Raw genomic sequence first — 21,249 nt, 5'->3', positions numbered from 1 at the left:
TGTTCAGGAATGATACTCTTTAATGGCTGTTGATTGCTGCGTTAAGCCCTGAACGTACAAGTGTGCGACGCAAGTACAATTGATTTTTGTTATACTGCCCGGTTCAAAAAAAATATTAATACAATATGGACTTTTATTAATACTGTTCTTCTATGCTGGTATTAGTTCCGGAATTATCTCCCAGAGTTTCCAGGCGCTTCGTTAATCCGGTACCGTCTTTCTGTTCTACCAAATGATAATAATGTAAGCCTACCGATACAAAGAATACAATATAAAAAACATACTGTACCAAACTTAATACAGCGGTTACATAAGCAGCGGCAGAACTTAATTCGCCGGTAGATAAATAAGAACCTACTCCAAATATTGCGCCTATCATTAATCCAATTACAGAAGAGCTTACAGCATAAATGATATAAGCCACAAAATAAGTACCCAGAGATACCCAGAAGTTTTCTTTTATGAGGTAAATGCTGCGGTTAAACGACTCGGTAAATGATACGTTTTCATTTACTACCATAAATGGATAAGGCAACAAAACCACCATAAAATAAATACCGGGAGCAAGGCAAAAAATCATGCCTACCATAATTAAAATAAACTGTGGAATGGAATATAAAAAAATGCGGAAAAAATAACGGGCAAACATATTCCATACTTCCTGAATACTGGGCGATTCACCGGTTTCGTCGTACAATTTCATATACACGGCCACTACTGTGCGCATAACCGAAATATTTAAAACCGTAACAATCAGAAAGGCAAAATACCCAATGGTGAAAGTTTCTGACAAACCACGTTGCGGTATACTATTTAGACCAGGTTGGAATTGGTCTAAAAAGCCAAATGCATCTTTTTGATATAAGCCACCCAATATAGAACTGGATAATATAAAAAAGCCTGAGATAACCAGGAAGCAGGTAATTAAAGGTTTAAATTCCTGTTTAATAAACTGGAATGTATCGCTAAAGTTTTCGCCAAAATCCCTCAGCTTGCCAAGTTGAATTTTTTGTTGAGCCATGCAGTAAAGTTTTTATTTGTTGAAGCAGTGTTTAATTGATTTGTTTTGGCCTGTTGCATACGAGCATGCAGACGGTTGGGGTAAATGATAAAATACCAGATGATAAAGGCAGCCGAACCCAGTAAAATAAACAGGCTTATGCCTAAAGGCATTTCGGTATAACGTGTTACAAAGCTTTCCAGAAAAGCGGCAGTTAAAAACATAGGGATCAGGCCCAGTACAATTTTTAAACCATCCTTTCCGCCACGGGCAATAGAGGCGGCACGGCTATAGGTACCTGGAAAGAGAATACTGTTGCCCAAAATCATACCGGCTGCACCGGCAATGATTATGCTCCATAACTCCAGCGTACCATGTATAAAAACTACCAGCATAAATTTGGTGCCCAGGTGTTTGGATATAAAATAATATTGAAAAGCCCCCATCATAATACCATTATTAAACAACAACCAAATGCTGCCAAGCGAAATAAATATGCCCAATACATACCCAAAAAACGAAACGGAAATATTATTATAGGCAATAGAAAAAAACATACCCACCGCATCGCCCTGCTTATAAACACCAAAAGGGTCGCCTTTTTCAATATTATTTTTGGTCATGTTTACATATTCATCGCCCAGAATTAGCCTGATAAAATTATCGTCGTACTTGGCAGATATGGCGCCCATTAAGGCAAAAAGCACAAAGAATACAAATGAAATAAAAAACTGCTTTTGGTATTGTTTAAACAAAAAGGGTAACTCAAATTGCCAAAACCAGTAAATACGTCCTTTTTTTTCCTTTTTATTCCGGTAAATTTTTTGGTGAAATTGAGCTGCCAATCCGTTTAAATACCGGGTGGTATTGCTTTCGGGGTAAAAAGTGCGGGCATAAGAAAGGTCATCTGTAAGCTCCACAAAGCGTTCTGCCATAATATCTGTGGCAATACCTGCAGCCATTTCGGCTTCGTATTGTTTCCATTTTTCGGCATTTTGTTGTAGAAACTGAGCTTCTCGCATGGGTTTTTAATGTAGCATAAAAATAAAGGCTTAATCAATACAAACATGGAAAATAAAATTTATTTACACATCTTTGATGCATGGCAACAATAGCAATTACCACCACCCAAAACATCTCATTAGAATATACCCTTGCCAGCATTGGCGACAGAATAGTTGCAACCCTTGTAGATCTGGGTATTTTTTTGGCTTACTTTTTCGTGGCCGCCATGCTTATAAGCTTTGTAGGTGATTCTTTGGGCACATCATCCAGCTGGATTTTTATAAGCTTTTTTTTACCTATTGCTTTTTACAGCTTATTAAGCGAAATTTTTTTTAATGGCCAAACTGTGGGCAAAAGGGTAATGGGTATTAAAGTAATAAGTTTAAATGGCAACCAACCTTCTTTTGGGCAATACCTGGCCCGCTGGTTGTTTAGGTTAATAGATTTATGGTCTTTTAGTTTTGTGGTGGGTACCATTACCATTGCCGTTACAGAAAAACACCAGCGAGTTGGCGACCTTGTTGCAGGCACTACCCTGGTAAAACTAAAACCCAAAACAGCCATTCAGGAAACTATTTTTACACCGGTGGTGGCCGAAAATTATATAGCACGGTATCCTGAAGTTGTGCATCTTAAAGATGGCGATATGCAATTGGTAAAAGAAGTATTAAATAACGTGGCTAAAACAGGAAATACCATGCTGGCATTACAAACCAAAGAAAAAATTGAACAGGTGTTGGGGATTATGAGCCAGCAACCAGATGCTATTGATTTTTTACATACCATTCTTTCAGATTATAATCATTTAACCGCCCAATTATAGCATGTTGGGTTATGACCCAAACAGCAAATATAATGGCGGCTTTACTTGCGTCGCACACTTGTACGGCGGGTAATTCTATTCAGCAGTTATTGTTAAAAAAGGGGCAGCTGAGGAAATTTAAATTACATCAGCATTTACTATAATAACATTTTTTAAATAGCAGCATTCATGATTTACCCAATCTATGTTCAATTGCTGCAATAATTATTTGTTATAAATAGCTGCCCAACTTTCATTGCCTTTAAAAGCTGCCAAATGCGATAGCGCACCAGTGTGCGACGCAAGTAAAGTCCAATCTTGCTAATTTGCCCGGTAAAAAATAAAAACAGGCATTTTACCTGTTAAATATCATAGAATTCCAATATATACGAGCCTACCTTTACTATCGTTTCTTACGTACCCGATTATATTAGTCAGCAAATTCCTCAATGCCCTGGAGGTAAATATGGAAAAGGATAATACTTCAAAAGCTTTCTTTCTGCGCCAGAAAAAAAACTCGTCCTTATCATTGTATTGTCAGGTGTTACTCAATACTTCGAATGATGCCGTGCATATATTGGATGAGAGCGGCAATCTGGTAGATGCCAATGAAAAATTTTGCCATCTACTTGGCTATAGCAATGAGGAAATACAACATTTACATGTAGCTGATTGGGATGCCATTTGGGAAAAAGGTGCATTACAAAACAAAATAGCAACACTTTTAAAAGAGCCCGCCATTTTTGAAACCAAACACAGGTGCAAAAATGGTGAATGCATTGACGTAGAAATAAATGCAGTTGGAATTGAATTAGAGGGTTACAAATATTTATATGCTGCTGCAAGGGATATTACCCAACGAAAAATAAAGGATGAAATACTTAAAAATGACAAAAGAAGGTTATTTGATATTTTAAATGGAACCAATGCAGCTACATGGGAATGGAATATTAAAACCGGGGCTACCATTTTTAATGAACGCTGGGCTGGTATAATTGGATATAGCCTGGAGGAAATTTCTCCGGTTTCCATTGAAACCTGGAAAAAATTTACACATCCAGAAGATTTTAAAAAGGCAGAAACAATATTAAATAAACACTTTGATCACGAAACCGACTTTTACCAGTGCGACATGAGGATGAAACACCGGGATGGGCATTGGGTGTGGGTAACAGACCGGGGTTGCGTACACGAATGGGATGCTAACGGCTATCCGGTGTTAATGTCTGGAATTCATATTGATATTAGTGAAAACAAAAAAATAGAAGCGGCATTACAAGAGAGCGAAATAAACTTGAGGCATGCACATGAAACGGCTAAAATTGGTAGCTGGGAGTGGGATTTTGTTACTGATAAGCTTACCAATTCACCAGAAGTTTTAAACATTTTTGGGATTAGCGATACAGAATATGATGGAACGTTTTCTTCTCTCTTGGAAAAAATAATTCATCCACAAGACCGGCACATATTAAAGGAAGCTGCAGAACAAACCTTGAAAACGGGTATTGGCCAAACCATTGAATACAGGCTAATAAGACCTGATGGGGCCATACGTTGGGTAAAAGCAATTGCAGATTTTGTTTATGAGGATGGGAAGCCAATAAAATTATTAGGACTAAACCAGGATATAACCGAACAAAAACTGGCTACTATTAACCAAAAGGAAGCATTGGACAAGTTGATAAAAATTGCCAAACAATTGCCTGGTGTGGTTTATCAATATAGGTTAAAGCCAGATGGCAGTTCCTCTTTTCCCTATGCCAGTGAATCGATAAAAAACATATACCAGCTAAGCCCGGAAGAAGTAATTGACGACGCCTCAAAAGTTTTTGAAAAAATACACCCTGATGATATTGAAGCAGTGGTGGAAAGTATTAAAATTTCTGCCCAAAACCTTGCTCCATGGCAACATGAATACAGGGTTAAATTTGAGGATGATAGCACCAGGGTATTGTACGGAAAATCCATACCTGAAAAAGAAGCAGATGGTAGCATTTTATGGCATGGGTTTATTACAGACACAACTGAATATAACAAAAACAGGCAGTGGATGCGCCAGCTTTCTCTCGCGGTTGAACAAAGCCCCGTTTCAATAGTAATTACCGATATTAATGGGAATATAGAATATGTAAATAAAAAATTTATTGATATTACAGGATACAGCTTTGCAGAAGCGATTGGTAAAACCCCACGTATTTTAAAATCAGGTAATAAAAGTGAAGGCGATTACAAAAACATGTGGGACACACTTATAGCCGGAAAAGCCTGGCAGGGCGAGTTTAATAACAAGAAAAAAAATGGCGACTTATACTGGGAGAGTGCAAAAATTACCCCTATAGTAAATGAAAAAGGTATCACTACACATTTTCTGGCCATAAAAGAAGATATTACCGAACAAAAAAAGGCTGAAGAAAAAATTTATGAACTGTACAGGGATTTTATCAACTTCCTGGAAAATACAACAGATTTTATTTATTATAAAGACATCAATAGCAGGTTTAGATTTTGCAGCCAAACACTGGCCAATATCACTGGTCACAAGCATTGGAAAGATATGATTGGCAAACACGACCTGGAAGTTTTTCCCCGTTCAATTGCTGAAATTTATGCAGAAGAAGAAATACCTGTTCTTAGAGATGGAAAACCATTATTGGATAAAACAGATCCTTATTTAGATACCCTGGGTAATACCAAATGGGTTAACACCAACAAATGGCCATTATTTGATGCCGGGGGTAATGTTACCGGTTTATTTGGCATTAGCCGCGATATAACTGCTAATAAGGCTAAAGATGAAATGCTAAAGCAATATGTAAATGAATTAAAAGCTTCCAATGCGGATCTTGAAAATTTTGCGTATGTAGCGAGTCACGATTTACAGGAGCCATTGCGCATGATAGACAGTTTTTTGCATTTACTGGAGAAAAAAATTCCGGGTAATCCAGAAGATAAAACACACGATTACATTCATTTTGCCATTGAGGGTGCAACCAGAATGAAAATTTTAATTTCTGACCTGTTGCAGTACTCAAGAGTTGGCACCAATAAAGAAGAATTTACAGCAATCGATATAAACGATTTATTATCCTATATTCTTAGGGTATTAAGCGATCCAATTGACAATAGCAAAGCGGAGATAAACATTAAACAAATGCCCATTATTACCGCCAACAAAACTTTGATAACTGAATTATTGCAAAACCTGATTACGAATGCCATAAAATACCAACACCATGGCACAGTACCACAAATAGAAATTGGATATAAAGAAGAGCCCGGGCACCATTTATTTTTTATAAAAGATAATGGCATAGGCATAATGCCCGCACATTTTGAAAAGATATTCGAGGTATTTCAGAGGCTACATAGCAAAAGCCAATATTCAGGAACCGGAATTGGTTTGGCCCTGTGCAAAAAAATTGTTGAAATACATAAGGGAAAAATTTGGGTAGATTCTACTTTTGGCGAAGGCAGTACTTTTTATTTTACCCTAAAAAAATAGGGAACCGCTATTTACTTCTGCATTTATACCAATTTGTACACCTTTATAAAAGCTTTTTTATTCTGCCAAAACGAAGCTTAAAATCTTGGGCAAACAACAGCATCTTTGGTGCTATTGCCACGGTCAAGAAAACCGGCATAGGATACTGAAAGCTCAAAACCACCGCGGCCCTGGCTGGCCGTTTTTAACTGAGATATATTGGCATCATAACTAAAACCCAGCGATAGTGGTTTATAATCCAGTTTTATAAAAGGAATAAATGCATCTTTCCAACGCAGATAACCGCCCAGGTGCAGTATATAATCCGGGTCATCATAATCATCCCCAATTTTTAGGGAATAGGTAGCGCCGGCAATGGTTTCATGGTATTCGCCCTGCTTAGAAATATCAGCCTGTACAGTGATATACGAGGTTTCACTGGCTGTAAACCTGGCCCCAACGGATGCTACCAGTTTTGGCTGTAATTCCACCGGTGGGTTTTTATAAAAAGAATTTAGCGGCCTGTTAAAATGGTGATAGGCAAGTCCCACAAAATAATTATCAATTTCACTGCCATTTATAGATGAATTAAACGACATACCAAAACTACCATCCCAATAATGATAATTGGTGGTAGAAAAAGTTTCTCCATCTGGTAAAGATGGGTTATAACCATTGGGGCCATATTGGCTGTTTGTGGTCATTTTAGAACGGTCAATTCTTCTTTGAACATAACCTCCCATGGCACCTAAAGAAAGATATTTTGTTTTATCGCCACTTAAGGCTTTATGGTAGTTTAAGGCAGGGTAAATATTTGAAGTGGTAAAATTGGTAATACCTGCTTTATCATATAAAACTTCTACACCGGTAGTAATATAGTCATTGGCTTTCCCTATGGGTTGTTTATACTCCACATTAAAAGATCCGGTTTGATAGGGTGTGGTAACACTACCCCACTGATTACGGTAAACACCCTGTATTCTTATATCGCCTTCAAATAATCCGGCTAAAGAAGGGTTGCGTAATAAAGGGGCTTCAAAAAATTGTGAAATATGTGGGTCTTGTGCCTGCACCCCAACAGTACCAAATACCAGCACACAGCCCAACAGGGCAAGGCGCACCAGCAGTTTTTGAATATGTAAAATGGTAGGTTTCATGGTAGTACTATTAGGCAGATAATACACTATGCTGTTTTACCAGCTGGTGTTTTAATATGGTAAAGTTAGTTATGCCCTGGCACTTGCCTCTGTAATATTGCATTGATAAACTTTGTAGGTTTAATACTATAAATGGTTTGCTACGTGTATCTACGTTTATCATTGCTAAAACGATTATTAAAAACATTAAATATTATGTACCCGGCTACACAATGGCTATTATGCCCATTTGCGTCGCACACTTGTACGGTTAAAACCATGGCAGCAATAAATACAACACATTACCTTTCTGTTGCTGCCATATAAACAGAACCCTGAACCGAGCGTGGCAACAGCAGCCTCATTATATATCTGCAGTCTGTCCCAAAAAATCACCTTATTAATGTAAGGCTGCCCTTATAATTAAGTACAGTACCATTATCACATAACACTTCTATCACATACACATACACATCTGATGGTTGTGGCATATTGTTTACCTTTCCATTCCAACCATCTTTTTCCGATTCGGGCAAAATATTGTTACCTGCAAAAACCACCCCGCCCCAACGATTAAATATGCGTATAGATTTAAGGGTGTATAACCCCTTTCCACGTGGATAGAAATAATCATTCACCCCATCGCCATTGGGCGAAAAAGTGTTGGGAATAAAAATATTGGTGTTATTGCAAATTACTTCGAAACTGATATTACCTGTTGCCTTACAGCCAAATTGGTTGGCTACTTCTACATGATAACTTATACTGGCTTTTGGTTGCGCCACCGGCTGCGGACAGTTGGAACAGGATAAACCCGCAGGCGGCAGCCAGGACCATTGGTTAATATCGGCCGAATTATCGGTTAAAATGGTATAGGAAGAACCCACATTAATGGTTACCATGGTATCTTTTATACTAAATACGGGGTTTGGCGCCACCAGAATATTTACGGTAGCAGTATCAGTAAAGCAATTGTTTATATCAGAACTGCCAATAACAGTATACACAATGCTGCCGGAAGGGGATGCAATGGGATTGGCAATACTGGCACTATTTAAACCTGTGACAGGTTGCCAGCTATAAAAACTAGCACCGCTGGCATTTAATTGTACACTATTACCCTGGCACAAAGTATCGCCGCTGGCAGCCAGATTAATATAAACAGGCTGCACAATATTTATTTGCACAGAATCGCTGGCCGTGCACCCAAACTGATCGGTACCGGTTACAATAAAAATACGGGTGCTATCAGGCAAAGCCTGTGGGTTGGCACAATTGCTACAGTTTAAAAATGCATCGGCATTCCACACATAGTCTATGGCGCCGGATGGATGCAAAATGGCGGGTACAAACTTGCAAACAGTAGTATCGCTGCCGGCGAATACAGGTGGTGCAGGCAATACCCTAAGCTGTTTGGTGATGGTATCAGCACAACCAGTAGTAGCTGTGGCCTGTATGGATACATTGTATAATCCCGCTGTTGTAAATGCGTAAGTAGTAGTTGGGTTGGCATCAGTGCTATTGTTGCCAAAGTTCCACAACCAAGATACTGCTTCTGGAATATTGGCTACTTCCTGTGCAGTAAAATTACCCGTAGCATTTAGGCATAAAGTATCTGGAATTTGCGCATTTACTAATGGCGCCTGATTAATTAGAATAGTAATATCCTGCGATGCGGTGCCAGAGCAGCCCTTTTGGGTTAAAAATGTTAATGTACTGGTGTAAGTGCCTACATTGGTATAATAATGTAAGGGCGTAGCGGCTGTGGATTGATTGCCATCACCAAAATCCCAAACTCTCGAAATTACCTGGTCTACCGAAGCAATTTTTGAAGAATCGGCAAAAACCACTGCTGAAGAATCGCAGCCTACAGAATTAAAATACTCAAAGGCAGGATTAACACCCAGTATTTTAATGGTATCAATACTTTCTAATGCTACCTGACAGCCACCAATATCTTCAATAATTAACCTGGGAATATAAACACCTGGCGATTTATAATCGTAGCTCACGGAATCGGCTGTAGTGCTAGTAAGCGCACCATCGCCAAAATCCCAGGTATAGGCAATTGTATTTTTTGTATTGGCTTTAAAATTTACCGTAACAGGAAAGCAATTAGATTGCTGGGTATGTGTAAAACTACCTGCAGGCCCTTTAAGGCTTATTACCTTAGTAGCGGTATCGTAACAGGGGCCATATCCATGCACTATTAACTGCATGGTATAAATACCGGGCTCGTTATAAATTCTAAATGGATTTTCAAGATTGGATGAATTACCATCACCAAAGTCCCAAAAAGAGGAAGTAATGCTGGTAGACAAATTGGTGGTTTGTACTGGTAATGGCGGACAATTTGCAGCAGAATCAGAAACGCTAAACTGTGCTACCGGGTTAGACACACTGATAATGCCAGTTTTGGTAATTGAATCCTTGCACCCAAATCGGTCAGTGATGGTAAGGCTTACGTCATACTCCCCTTCCATCGCATATAAATGCTTTGGGTTACTCGCACCAGAAGTAAGTCCATCACCAAAATCCCATAAATAATTCAGTGATAATCCATTTGAACTGTCAACAAACTCTGCCGGTGCAATAGCACATCGTATGGAATCCTGTAAACTAAAGTTTGCAATGGGCTTTGTAATAATTACTGCATCAGGTTTTATTAGAGAATCGTAGCAACCATTGGCATCTATTACTTTTAGTATTGGTGTAAATAAACCTGATTGAAAATAATTATGTTCAAATGGTGGTTGCGTTAGTGTATCTGTTATGCCATCACCATAATTCCAAATCCAGGTAGTAATCGCATTGGTAATATCTGGTTTAGACTGATCTTTAAACTTTATCAAACTATCAATGCAGTTTCCCTGATCGTTGGTAAATAGGGCTGTAGGGCCATAAATATTAACTATGGTATTGGGGATTTTTGCCGTATCGTTACAACCATTTAAATCATTCGTAACAAGAAAGGGTGCATAAGTACCCGATTGCTTATACACATGATATGCAACACTATTAAATGGGCTAAAATCTGCGATAGAACCATCGCCAAAATTCCATTTAAAACTTTTTATAAAAGCCGGATCGTAATTAGTAGCAGTAAGTTGTATAGAATCGTATTTGCAAAAATTTGAATGCAATGCGGTTATTTCGGCCCCGGGGTTAGCATCAATTATGGTAACAGGAGTTACTAAAGTATCTGAACAGCCTCCATTGGTAACTATCAACTGCACATTATATACCCCTTGATTTGCATAAGTATGAGAGGGATTTTGTAATACCGATGTGGTACTATCCCCAAAATCCCAATGCCAGGTTTGGGGAGCTACAGAAAAATCCTTAAATGTGCGTACAAACCTTTTATTACAGTTAAAATTGGTTATATACCTGGCAACCGGCGGTTTAATATAAATAAAATCAGGAATTATCAAAGAGTCTTTACATCCCTTATTGGCTACTATAAGTTGTACTCTAAAATACCCTGTATCCAAATAATGGTGTAGTGGGTTTTGCTCTATACTGGTGCCACCATCGCCAAAATTCCAATCCCAAAAAATCACATCGTTTGAAGATCCATCAGCAAATTGAACTTCTTTATAGGCACAGGTATTTGTAGGGAATGCCGTAAACCTCGCAGTAGGTTTTTCGGTGGCAATTACAGCTTTTTCCAGTTCAAAAGTATCGCTACAACCGCTGGCTGTAGTTATTATCAGCTTTACCGAATACTCACCGGCCGTATCGTACGTGTATACGGGATTTGCTTCAGTTGAAGTTACGCCATTTCCAAAAAACCATTGGTGCCCCGTAACAGGCTCTGGTGTAGTAATTACCGCATCAAAATTTATAGTGGCTGGTACGCAGGTTGATATAGGCAAGCCTACAAAACCCTCAATGTTCGGAGGATTAATATTCACCATATTTTTGATAATATAAGTATCCGCACAGGCCCCAGCATTATTAAATGCTAAAAGTTTTACCGTAAATACCCCTGTTACTAAATAAGTATGTGTGGGGTTTTGATCTGTAGAAATGGCGCCATCACCAAAATCCCATAAATAGCTATCTGCCCCGGAAGATTCATTTACAAAAGAAACCTGAAAAGGCGCAGTGCAGCTTGTTAATTTATCGGGCGATGAGAAAGCTGCCACAGGAGCATCTTTTATGGTGATGATTTTCTTTATTTCACCGGAACAATCACCAAAACTGGCTGTATAGGTTACGGTATAATTACCCGGGGCTGTATAGTTATGGGTAACAGTAAGGCCGGCACCAGTAAAGCCATCACCAAAATCCCAGGCACCTGAAAGTGCTTCGGGTTGAGATGAATCCTGCATAACAATGGCTTTATTTACACAACCAAAAGCAGGCATTATTATATTGGCAGATTGTGTGCCGATGGCAATACTTTTGGTAATGGTATCAACACAGCCGGTGGTATTGGTGGCAATTAGTTGTATATCGTATTTACCCGCTGTTGAATAATCATATTTTGGATTTGCCTGGGTAGAACTGCCCCCATCACCAAAATACCATTGATAGGTAAAGGCAGGGTCAGCACTGGTAAGGTTCTTAAATTTAAATGTTGAAGGCAGCGTACATATGCTGGTATATTGATAGGAAAAATCTGCCACTGGCTGATTGGCCACTTCAATATAAGTTGGCTTTACCAATGTTTGGCTACAGCCAAAACTATTTGTTACGGTTAGTGCTACATTAAATGTATCTGCAATATTGTAGGTATGAGACGGCGCCTGCTCTCCGGAAGATGTACCATCGCCAAAATCCCAAATACGCTGGGCAATATCACCACTTTGCGCCAGACTGGTATCTGTAAAAACAACATCTAAGGGTGCGCAGCCCCTAGTAATATTGGCATCAAAAAAAATCAACGGTTTTTCGTATACAGTAATATAATCCGTTTTAATTATAGAGTCTGCACCCGTACTGTTTTTTATAATCAGTTTTATACTATAAGTGCCGGGGTCTATATAAATAGCACTTGGGTTTTGATCAGTGGAAGTGTTTTTTCCCAAATCCCAAAACCAGGAAGTGGGGCCGCCGGTGGAATTATCGTTAAACTTTACCACCAATGGAGAACAACCCGCTGTTACAGATGCTTTAAACCCTGCTTTTAATTGCGCATTCACTACACCAGGTACCAAATAGCAAAACAATGCTATTGCCAAAACAATGCATTGATTTATACGTATTTGTTGTTTTTTACCCTTCATAGTAAACCAGCTAGTGCTATTTATTTCAATAGTTTCAGTTGCAACCAGTTATGCTTTTGTAATCAGCTGTATATTTTAATGCAGCTTTACTTGCCACGCTCGGTTCATCGTTCATAACCTTTGGCATCAAATAACCACTTGTAAGTTAGATTGTTAGCATATGGCATAAATTTTCACAAAGCTAAACACATAATATACAATATAACCCTAACCCCATGGTTAATAGTTAATATTTTGTTGCGCTCACCATAAAACAAAACGTTGAAATGAATAGCGAATTGCGTTAAGGCTTTTAGGGTTGTTGATTTTGATATAATTAATAGTCAAAAATTATTCCAAAAACAAGACAAAGTATTAGAAAAGCTGGTTTTTTATTTAGTAAATTATCACATTTGGTTATCTCACTTTCCTAAATATGAATAAATAACCATACTGTTTACATGCCCCACGATGAACAGAACCTTGAACCGAGCGTGGCAAGTAAAGCTTAATTAATAACAAAAGCTTAGTTCCAAAAAATTAATAACCACTCCGAAAGAACTATTGTTCACTATTACAACAGGGTGATATCGCCTTTTAAAGTATACATTTTACCATCGTTACAGATAATTTCGATAAAAAACAGAAACACATCAGCACCCAGCTTTTTTGAACGATAGGTACCATCCCACCCTTCTGCTGCATTATTGGCTGCGAAGTGTAATTTCTCAAATACCAATTGGCCCGAACGATTAAAAATACGCATCGATTTTATTTGATAAAATCCGGCACCTCGGGGATAAAATTTATCATTTATATTATCTCCATTGGGCGAAAACGTATTGGGTACAAAAACAAGCTCGTCTTTACAAATACCTATTACATTTATTTTATCGCTGGCACTACAGCCAAACGCAGTAGAAGCTATTCCTGTATATTGAATGCTTTTATTTGCTTTGGTGGTTGGCTGCGCACAATCTATACAGGAAAGATCGGTAGCAGGGCTCCATTTCCAGCTTACCACATCGGGGGAATTACTGGTTCTGATTACAAAGGATGTACCTGCGGGAAAGGTGACATTATTATCAATAATATCAAAAACAGGCAAGGGGGCTGCTATTACCTGAATGGTTTTACTATCAGTGAAACAATTTTTATCATCACGCCCGGTTACCGTATACAAGCTAGTATTTACCGGAGAAGCCAATGGGTTGGCAATATTTACGGCATTCAAACCTTCCGGTGGCGACCAATTGTATAGTTCTGCGCCACTTGCAGCAAGTTGAATGGTATTTCCTATGCACACTGTATCAATACTTTTATTTACCGAAACATTAAACGGTTGCTTTACAAGAACAAATACGGAGTCGTTATAAGGGCAACCACTGGTTGTGTCTATACCTGTTAGAAAGTATTTGGAAGAAATAAGCGGTGTAGCGACAGGGCTGGCACAGGCAGTACAACTTAAAGAATTATCGGGCACCCAATTATACAGGTTGGCACCATTTCCATTTAACACGATGGATTGACCTGCGCATAAAAAAGAGTCAACACCTGCATCTACATTGGGCGAAGCAATTACGGTTACCTGTTTAATTAAGGAATCAACACATCCATTTTGATTGATTAGCTCCAATGCAACCTGAAATGTGCCGGTATTTTTATAGATATAATTGGCGTTCTGGGTAGAAGCAGTTGTATTGTCGCCAAAATTCCAGGTATAAGATATAATAGGTATGGTAGCTGAAGATGTATTATTGAATTGTACTGCCTGTCCAAAACAGGCAATCGTGTCACTGATGGAAAAATTTGCTACCGGCCTTTCAGAAACAATGATGGCCTGAGTGCTTGATACGGTATCTGCGCAACCAATATTATCTGTTACTTTAAGCGCTACTGTATACAAAGCGGGGCTTGTATAATTATGTTGAAATGGCGGCGCATCATATGTTTCAACCAAACCATCACCATAATCCCATTGCCATGCAATAATTGGATGAATACCATCATTTACCGACTGATCAGAAAATGTTGCCAGTTTTGTTAAACAAATAAGCGAATCATTTTTAAAAGATGCGCTGGGGCCATACACTTCAATTTGAATTGTGGTAATGGCAGTATCATTACAGCCATTTAAATCCTTTGTTATCAATGTGGGGAAAAAGGAGCCATTTTTGCTATATACATGTTTGGCCTGGCTGCCGGCATTTATTTTCTCAATTATGCCATCACCATAAGACCAGGTATAGCTTTGAATATTGCCAGCCTGTAAGCCGGTGGCATCAAAAATAACCGTATCATTTCTGCAAACAATTGCATTTGGAAAAGAGACACTAAAGTCCGGCTTTTCATCAATAATGTGAATAGTTGCAGTATCTCTGTAAGCACATTCGGCCCCTGCAGCCAATAGTTTTACCAAATATGAGCCGGGGCTGGTAAAAGTATGCACCGGAAATGTATCAGTAGAAGTAAAACCATCACCAAAATCCCATTTAAACGAAATAGCGTCAATTATTTTTGCTTCAAAACTTCTGGTATATGGACTATTACAATCCAGAATAGTGCGCATTTTTACAAAAGGAGGTTTTACATATACATAATCCACGATGGTAGAGGTATCAGCGCAAACCTTATTATTGGCTACAAGGGTAACCGTCATATAATTGGAGGCCTGATAAAAATGATTTGGGTTTCTTCTGGTACTGGTATCTCCATCACCAAAACTCCACAGATAAGAAGTAGCAGCTCCGGTTGTAGTATTAAAAAAATTAAATGGATCTGTAGCACATGCACTCAGAGGCACGGCATAAAAGGAGGCTACAGGTTTTGCAGCTGTTTGAATAAATGAACTTAGCTGCAAGGTGTCCCTGCATCCGTTTGCATTCTCTGTAATTAATTGAGGGGAATAAATACCTTCATTTGTATAAGTATGGCTGGTTATTGGATTTATATCTGTATTGCCATCACCAAAATCCCATAACCATTTTATAATAGGGCCACCGGCATGGCTGGTATCCTCAAAAAAAACTCTTAAGGGGGTACAACCTGTATTTTTTGAAATTATAAACCCGGTTTGGGGAATTGAGTCAATGCTAATCGTATTCAATTTTATAACCGAATCAATTCCATTCCCGTTTGAAACTACCAGCTTAACGGTAAATACACCTGCATCGCCAAAAACAGCCAACGGGTTTTGTTGGGTAGAAGTTTCACCATTTCCAAAATCCCATAACCAACTGGTAGGGTTGCCTGTAGATAAATCGGTGAACTGAATCGCAGTTCCGCTGCAGGCCTTGTTTACATTACTTGAAAAATCGGCAACAGGCTGGGCAAAAACACTAAAACCGGTAAACATCACCAGCAATAAAAATAAATACCCAATATTTAATTTTTTTGATATCAACGTGTTGTTTAGAGTAATAGAAACGTAAAATTCAAAAAAATAGTTGCGCAAGCGTGAATAAACGTTGTATTAAACATTCATTTCTATTACCTCTTCTGCAATTAAAAGGCGACCTGCTGTTTTAGCAATAATTTCTTCAATTGATACCCCCGGGGCCCTTTCTTTTAACAAAAAACCCTCGGCAGTAATATCTAAAACAGCTAGCTCTGTTACCACTTTTTTTACACATTTCACTCCTGTTAAAGGTAGTGTGCAATTGGCAAGCAATTTACTTTCGCCTTTTGGGTTGGTATGTTGCATGGCTACAATTATGTTTTTGGCACTGGCCACCAAGTCCATAGCGCCGCCCATACCTTTAACCATTTTACCGGGTATTTTCCAATTGGCAATATCGCCCTGGTCGCTAACCTCCATGGCACCTAAAACCGTTAAATCAATTTTTCCTGCCCTAATCATTCCAAAGCTTTCAGCACTATCAAAAAAAACACCTCCTGGTATAATTGATACGGTTTCTTTTCCGGCATTAATCAGGTCAGCATCAATATCATCTTCGTTGGGGTAAGGCCCCATTCCTAAAATGCCATTTTCACTTTGTAGTATAACGGTTAGGTTTTCCGGGATAAAACTGGCTACAAGGGTTGGAATACCAATTCCCAGGTTTACATACATACCATCTTTAAGTTCCTGTGCAATTCGTTTAGCAATACCAAATTTATCAAGTGCCATTTTGAATGCTTTTGCTATTAAAGGTACAATTACCGGTAAACTATCTCCAAAAATTACTGGGATAACAGTATCATATTGCATTGATTTTCATAAAGTAGTATGGCTATGAGTGGTTTTGATGCCTGGAATTAATCAAAACCCTGAAGAGTGCGACGCAAGTAAAGCCGGGCTTTGTTTTATAGCCGGGTCCATCATTTATTATATTAAAGGGCAAAATATATTGGCCCAACCAAGGGCAGCTAGCAGCTTTTCTTGCGTCGCACTCTTGTACTGCAGTAATGCTATTGGGGCTTAAAATAAAAAAAGTTTATATGCTACCGTTTAGCAGCATATAAACTTTAAAATAAGATGATGTAATTAGTTATAAAAAACTAAATACGGTAAGGGCCATCAAAACAAAATAACCTAATAAAAAAATAAGTAATGTTTTTCTACGACCAAAATGAGAGTCATTATTTGCTTTCATTTGCTTGGAACGTTCTGCTCTAAAAGCATATAGCCCCGTATAGTTTTGAGAGATGGTACTGGCTTGCATAAAAAAGTTTGAAATTTGCAATCGTTAAATCGTAATCGTATATAAAATTATCATTATAGCACCCTTTTGTACAACTAAAAGGTTTTTGCAATATCCCAAAAAGACCGAATTAGCCAATTTTGTACAGAAATAACCCCCATATTAGATTCGCCTAATAAAAAAGGTAGCCAATTGGCTACCTTTTTACAATATCATCAAAATATTAATTGGTATCATAAGCCCATTTTACCCAAACAGAACCCCAGGTAAAACCACCACCAAATGCAGCCAATACAATATTATCTCCTTTTTTCAATTTAGATTCCCACTCCCACAAACACAAAGGAATAGTACCAGCCGTTGTATTGCCGTACTTTTCAATATTAATCATCACTTTTTCTGTAGAAAGCCCCATTCTGTTTGCAGTAGCATCTATAATACGCATATTAGCCTGATGAGGTACCAGCCAGGCTACATCATCTGCAGCCAGGTTATTACGTTGCATAATTTCTGCGCTTACATCTGCCATACCGGTTACAGCGAATTTAAATACAGATTTACCTTCCTGGAATACATAATGTTCTCTATTGGTAACTGTTTCAATAGAAGCAGGTCTTAAAGAACCACCACCTTTTATGTTCAGGTAATTTTTACCACTACCATCACTTTTCAAAATACTGTCTTTCACACCAAAACCTTCCGTATCGGGTTCCAGCAAAACCGCACCTGCACCATCTCCAAAAATAATACAGGTTGCCCTGTCAGTATAATCTACAATGGCACTCATTTTATCGGCACCAATAATTAAAATCTTTTTGTATTTACCACTTTCAATAAACATAGCACCAGTGGCAAGTGCAAATAAAAACCCGCTACAGGCAGCACTTAAATCAAAACCCCAGGCATTAGTGGCACCAATTTTATCAGCAATAATATTGGCAGTTGAGGGGAACATCATATCGGGCGTAACGGTACCACAAATAATACAATCTATTTCTTTGGGGTCGAGGTTCTTTTTCTTTAAAATTTCCATTACTGCGGGTACAGCCAAATCGCTACAGGCCAGCCCTTCGCCTTTAAGTATTCTTCTTTCACTAATACCTGTTCTAGACTTAATCCATTCGTCATTGGTATCAACCATTTTTTCCAGTTCAGCATTGGTTAATCTATACTCAGGAACATATCCGCCAACTGCAGTTATCGCAGCAGTAATTTTACTCATACGCATTTTTTTGGTGCGCAAATGTATAGAATTATCATAAAACCTAATAACAGCCTTTTATGAACCCCTTACATTCTAAGGATTAACGGTTTTTGTTCCCCAAAAAGGATTACTTTTTTCTAAAAAGTGATAATTACCTGAACTTAACTTGCATTTAGAAATATTTGACACTATCATTTGTTAGTTTATTAATGCTTTCTTCTACATTTGCTCCTCAAATTGCTTCTCTATGAATTTTCAGTTAACAGAAGAACAGCTAATGATACAACAAGCTGCACGTGATTTTGCCCAACAGGAATGTTTACCCGGTGTTATTGAAAGGGATGAACACCAAAAATTCCCCCATGATCAAATCATAAAACTCGCCGACCTGGGTTTTATGGGCATGATGGTAAACCCCGAATATGGCGGCGCAGGTATGGATACCATTAGTTATGTGCTGGCTATGGAAGAAATTAGTAAAATAGACGCCAGCGTTAGTGTTTGTATGAGTGTAAATAATAGTCTGGTAACCTGGGGACTTGACACCTATGGTACAGAAGAACAAAAAAGAAAATACCTCTTCCCTTTAGCACAGGGTAAAAAAGATGGTGAATTATATATCGGCGCCTTTCTGCTAAGTGAACCTGAAGCGGGCAGCGACGCGACTTCGCAAAGAACAATTGCCGAAGATAAAGGCGACCACTATATATTAAATGGCACCAAAAACTGGATTACCAATGGTAACAGTGCCAGCGTTTATCTGGTAATGGCTCAAACTGACGTGTCAAAAGGTGCCCAGGGAATTAACGCATTTATTGTTGAAAAAAAATGGCCAGGAGTTACAGTGGGCGCAAAAGAAAATAAAATGGGCATTAGAGGCAGCGATACCCACAGCATTATGTTTAACGATGTGGTTGTACCCAAAGAAAACCGCATTGGGGCAGATGGATTTGGTTTCAAATTCGCTATGAAAACGCTTGCTGGTGGCCGTATTGGTATTGCATCACAGGCATTGGGAATTGCAAGTGGTTCTTTTGAAAGATCATTACAATACACCAAAGAACGTAAGGCCTTTGGCAAAGAAATTATGCATCACCAGGCCATACAATTTAAACTGGCCGATATGGCTACCCGAATTGAGGCTTCCCGACTGCTTTGCCTAAAAGCTGCATGGGAAAAAGACAATGGTATGGATTATACCCTTAGCTCATCTATGGCAAAAGTATTTGCCAGTGAAACTGCTATGTGGGCATCAACAGAAGCAGTTCAGATACATGGTGGCTATGGTTATGTAAAAGAATACCATGTAGAACGCTTTATGCGAGATGCCAAAATAACGCAGATATACGAAGGTACCAGCGAAGTACAAAGAATAGTTATTGGCAGAAGCATTTTAAAATAATTGGTTTTATGCTAAGCATATGAGAATGGCCCCTTTTCAAAAAGGGGTTTTATTTTGCCATTTAAAATACAAATGTATTGCCAGGCTGTTGTAGATGAATGATACTTTACTTGCGTCGCACACTTGTACTGCAACAACCATGGCAACTGTTAACAAGATCATACAACACAAAAAATTACAGAATATGTAGTTACTTTGAAAAGCACATGAAAAACATAATTGTATTTATTATTCTTTCTCTGGCAAGTATATCGGCTACAGCACAATCGCCTGAATTAATAACAGCGTTGTTGCATCGTATTAGCCAGCAACAGGTGCAACAAGACGCCTTTTTTCTTCCGGGTATTTTCCCTTCTTATATTAGCAGTAAAGAAGTATATAGTTCAACCAAAAAAGATAATAATATTTTTTACAATGCTTTAATCAGCTTTACCCTAAAAAATATCAAACCATACCTTAGCAACAACAATAAAACCATTATTGACAGCATAGAACAAAAAGCCAGACCACTCTATGCGCATTTTATTAATCAAAAAGGAAGAAATACCTATAATTTCTGGCGCACAGATAGTGCATTTGAATACCCCTACACCGGGTTATTAAATCCTTTTAATAAGCATGTTACCTTACCCGATGATATGGATGATACTGTGTTTAGTTTGTGGGCACAAGATGTTAGCGATTCTGCGGCGGCAGCCATACATACAGTAATGCAGGATTACACCAATAATGGCACTAACGAATTAAGATCAGTACTGCCAACCCTGAATAATTATCCTGCCTACTCTACCTGGTTTGGCAAAAAACTACCCGTAATTTTTGATGTTAGTGTATTGTGTAATGTACTATCATTTGTACAGGAAAATAAACTAACCTGGACCAAAGCCGACTCTGCCAGTTTGGAGCTAATTACCAAAACTATCACCGAAGGCTATTATAAAAATGAAGCCATTTATGTATCGCCATATTATGGTAAAACATCTATTATTTTATACCATATCGCCAGGTTAATGGCCATAAAACCCATACCTGCTTTGGAAGCCTTAAAAACAACTTTAGTTACTGATGCAGCTATTATTTGGGCTACCACTAAAAACCCTGTGGAGAAAATAATGCTGAGCAGTACCTTAATAAAATGGGGCTATAAGGTGCCCACTTTTGAAATACCCACTTTTACCATATTAGAACAAAATGATTTTGCTTTTTTTACAGGCAATATCCCATCATATTTTGGTAACACCTTACGCAAATATGCCACCCAAAAAGGGCTAGGCTTGTATTATCATTATTGCCCTGCATATAACGATGCTTTATTGCTGGAATATCTTGTACTAAGCAACAAATAAAACAGCTGCTTCCTTTT

11 protein-coding genes are annotated in these 21,249 nt (G+C 38.4%); 4 read left to right on the top strand and 7 right to left on the bottom strand.

Going from position 1 to position 21,249, the window contains the following annotated elements; translation table 11 throughout:
- Nucleotides 1–136: 136 nt before the first annotated feature.
- Nucleotides 137–1,021: a hypothetical protein gene (locus GD597_RS07060; protein WP_171607124.1), complete on the bottom strand. Its 885-nt coding sequence runs from the start codon at nucleotides 1,019–1,021 to the stop codon at nucleotides 137–139.
- Nucleotides 988–2,022 (bottom strand): stage II sporulation protein M, encoded by a 1,035-nt coding sequence (locus GD597_RS07055; protein WP_171607123.1) that lies wholly within the window; start codon nucleotides 2,020–2,022, stop codon nucleotides 988–990. The genes GD597_RS07060 and GD597_RS07055 overlap by 34 nt, the downstream gene beginning before the upstream one ends.
- A gap of 80 nt (nucleotides 2,023–2,102) precedes the next feature.
- Here GD597_RS07055 and GD597_RS07050 point away from each other — a divergent pair, with 80 nt between their 5' ends.
- Nucleotides 2,103–2,828, top strand: a complete 726-nt coding sequence (locus GD597_RS07050; RefSeq protein WP_171607122.1) for an RDD family protein — start codon at nucleotides 2,103–2,105, stop codon at nucleotides 2,826–2,828.
- 445 nt (nucleotides 2,829–3,273) lie between these two features.
- Nucleotides 3,274–6,309 carry a PAS domain S-box protein gene (locus tag GD597_RS07045; RefSeq protein WP_171607121.1) on the top strand — a complete coding sequence of 1,012 codons (3,036 nt, stop codon included), beginning with the start codon at nucleotides 3,274–3,276 and terminating at the stop codon, nucleotides 6,307–6,309.
- Between the two features lie 77 nt (nucleotides 6,310–6,386).
- On the opposite strand, the gene GD597_RS07040 is transcribed toward GD597_RS07045, so the two are convergent.
- The 5 genes from GD597_RS07040 to GD597_RS07020 all read right to left on the bottom strand — a co-directional run bounded on the left by GD597_RS07040 (nucleotide 6,387) and on the right by GD597_RS07020 (nucleotide 18,502).
- Nucleotides 6,387–7,445: a PorP/SprF family type IX secretion system membrane protein gene (locus GD597_RS07040; RefSeq protein ID WP_171607120.1), complete on the bottom strand. Its 1,059-nt coding sequence runs from the start codon at nucleotides 7,443–7,445 to the stop codon at nucleotides 6,387–6,389.
- A gap of 371 nt (nucleotides 7,446–7,816) precedes the next feature.
- Entirely contained in the window at nucleotides 7,817–12,658 is a 4,842-nt protein-coding gene (locus tag GD597_RS07035) for a PKD domain-containing protein (RefSeq protein WP_171607119.1), read from the bottom strand.
- Nucleotides 12,659–13,211: 553 nt separating this feature from the next.
- On the bottom strand, nucleotides 13,212–16,040 hold the full coding sequence (locus GD597_RS07030; RefSeq protein ID WP_171607118.1) for a PKD domain-containing protein: 2,829 nt from the start codon (nucleotides 16,038–16,040) through the stop codon (nucleotides 13,212–13,214).
- A gap of 69 nt (nucleotides 16,041–16,109) precedes the next feature.
- On the bottom strand, nucleotides 16,110–16,847 hold the full coding sequence (locus GD597_RS07025) for a 3-oxoacid CoA-transferase subunit B (protein WP_317170289.1): 738 nt from the start codon (nucleotides 16,845–16,847) through the stop codon (nucleotides 16,110–16,112).
- Nucleotides 16,848–17,503: 656 nt separating this feature from the next.
- Nucleotides 17,504–18,502 (bottom strand): beta-ketoacyl-ACP synthase III, encoded by a 999-nt coding sequence (locus tag GD597_RS07020; protein WP_171607117.1) that lies wholly within the window; start codon nucleotides 18,500–18,502, stop codon nucleotides 17,504–17,506.
- Between the two features lie 229 nt (nucleotides 18,503–18,731).
- On the opposite strand from GD597_RS07020, the gene GD597_RS07015 reads away from it, so the two are divergent.
- Nucleotides 18,732–19,886: an acyl-CoA dehydrogenase gene (locus GD597_RS07015; RefSeq protein ID WP_171607116.1), complete on the top strand. Its 1,155-nt coding sequence runs from the start codon at nucleotides 18,732–18,734 to the stop codon at nucleotides 19,884–19,886.
- A 206-nt stretch (nucleotides 19,887–20,092) separates the two neighbouring features.
- Complete coding sequence (locus GD597_RS07010) at nucleotides 20,093–21,232, top strand: hypothetical protein (RefSeq protein ID WP_171607115.1); 1,140 nt, start codon at nucleotides 20,093–20,095, stop codon at nucleotides 21,230–21,232.
- Nucleotides 21,233–21,249 lie beyond the last annotated feature (17 nt).

The organism is Limnovirga soli (genome assembly GCF_013106755.1).
GTDB classification, from domain to species: Bacteria; Bacteroidota; Bacteroidia; order Chitinophagales; family Chitinophagaceae; genus Limnovirga; species Limnovirga soli.
Note: the sequence above shows the minus strand (reverse complement) of the source record. Positions and strands in the feature narration are given on the sequence as shown.

What these genes read in the sequence shown, in the direction of transcription:
- GD597_RS07060 (WP_171607124.1), bottom strand. Translation starts at nt 1,021, where the DNA reads ATGGCTCAACAAAAAATTCAACTTGGCAAGCTGAGGGATTTTGGCGAA.
- GD597_RS07055 (WP_171607123.1), bottom strand. Translation starts at nt 2,022, where the DNA reads ATGCGAGAAGCTCAGTTTCTACAACAAAATGCCGAAAAATGGAAACAA.
- GD597_RS07050 (WP_171607122.1), top strand. Translation starts at nt 2,103, where the DNA reads ATGGCAACAATAGCAATTACCACCACCCAAAACATCTCATTAGAATAT.
- GD597_RS07045 (WP_171607121.1), top strand. Translation starts at nt 3,274, where the DNA reads ATGGAAAAGGATAATACTTCAAAAGCTTTCTTTCTGCGCCAGAAAAAA.
- GD597_RS07040 (WP_171607120.1), bottom strand. Translation starts at nt 7,445, where the DNA reads ATGAAACCTACCATTTTACATATTCAAAAACTGCTGGTGCGCCTTGCC.
- GD597_RS07035 (WP_171607119.1), bottom strand. Translation starts at nt 12,658, where the DNA reads ATGAAGGGTAAAAAACAACAAATACGTATAAATCAATGCATTGTTTTG.
- GD597_RS07025 (WP_317170289.1), bottom strand. Translation starts at nt 16,847, where the DNA reads ATGCAATATGATACTGTTATCCCAGTAATTTTTGGAGATAGTTTACCG.
- GD597_RS07020 (WP_171607117.1), bottom strand. Translation starts at nt 18,502, where the DNA reads ATGAGTAAAATTACTGCTGCGATAACTGCAGTTGGCGGATATGTTCCT.
- GD597_RS07015 (WP_171607116.1), top strand. Translation starts at nt 18,732, where the DNA reads ATGAATTTTCAGTTAACAGAAGAACAGCTAATGATACAACAAGCTGCA.
- GD597_RS07010 (WP_171607115.1), top strand. Translation starts at nt 20,093, where the DNA reads ATGAAAAACATAATTGTATTTATTATTCTTTCTCTGGCAAGTATATCG.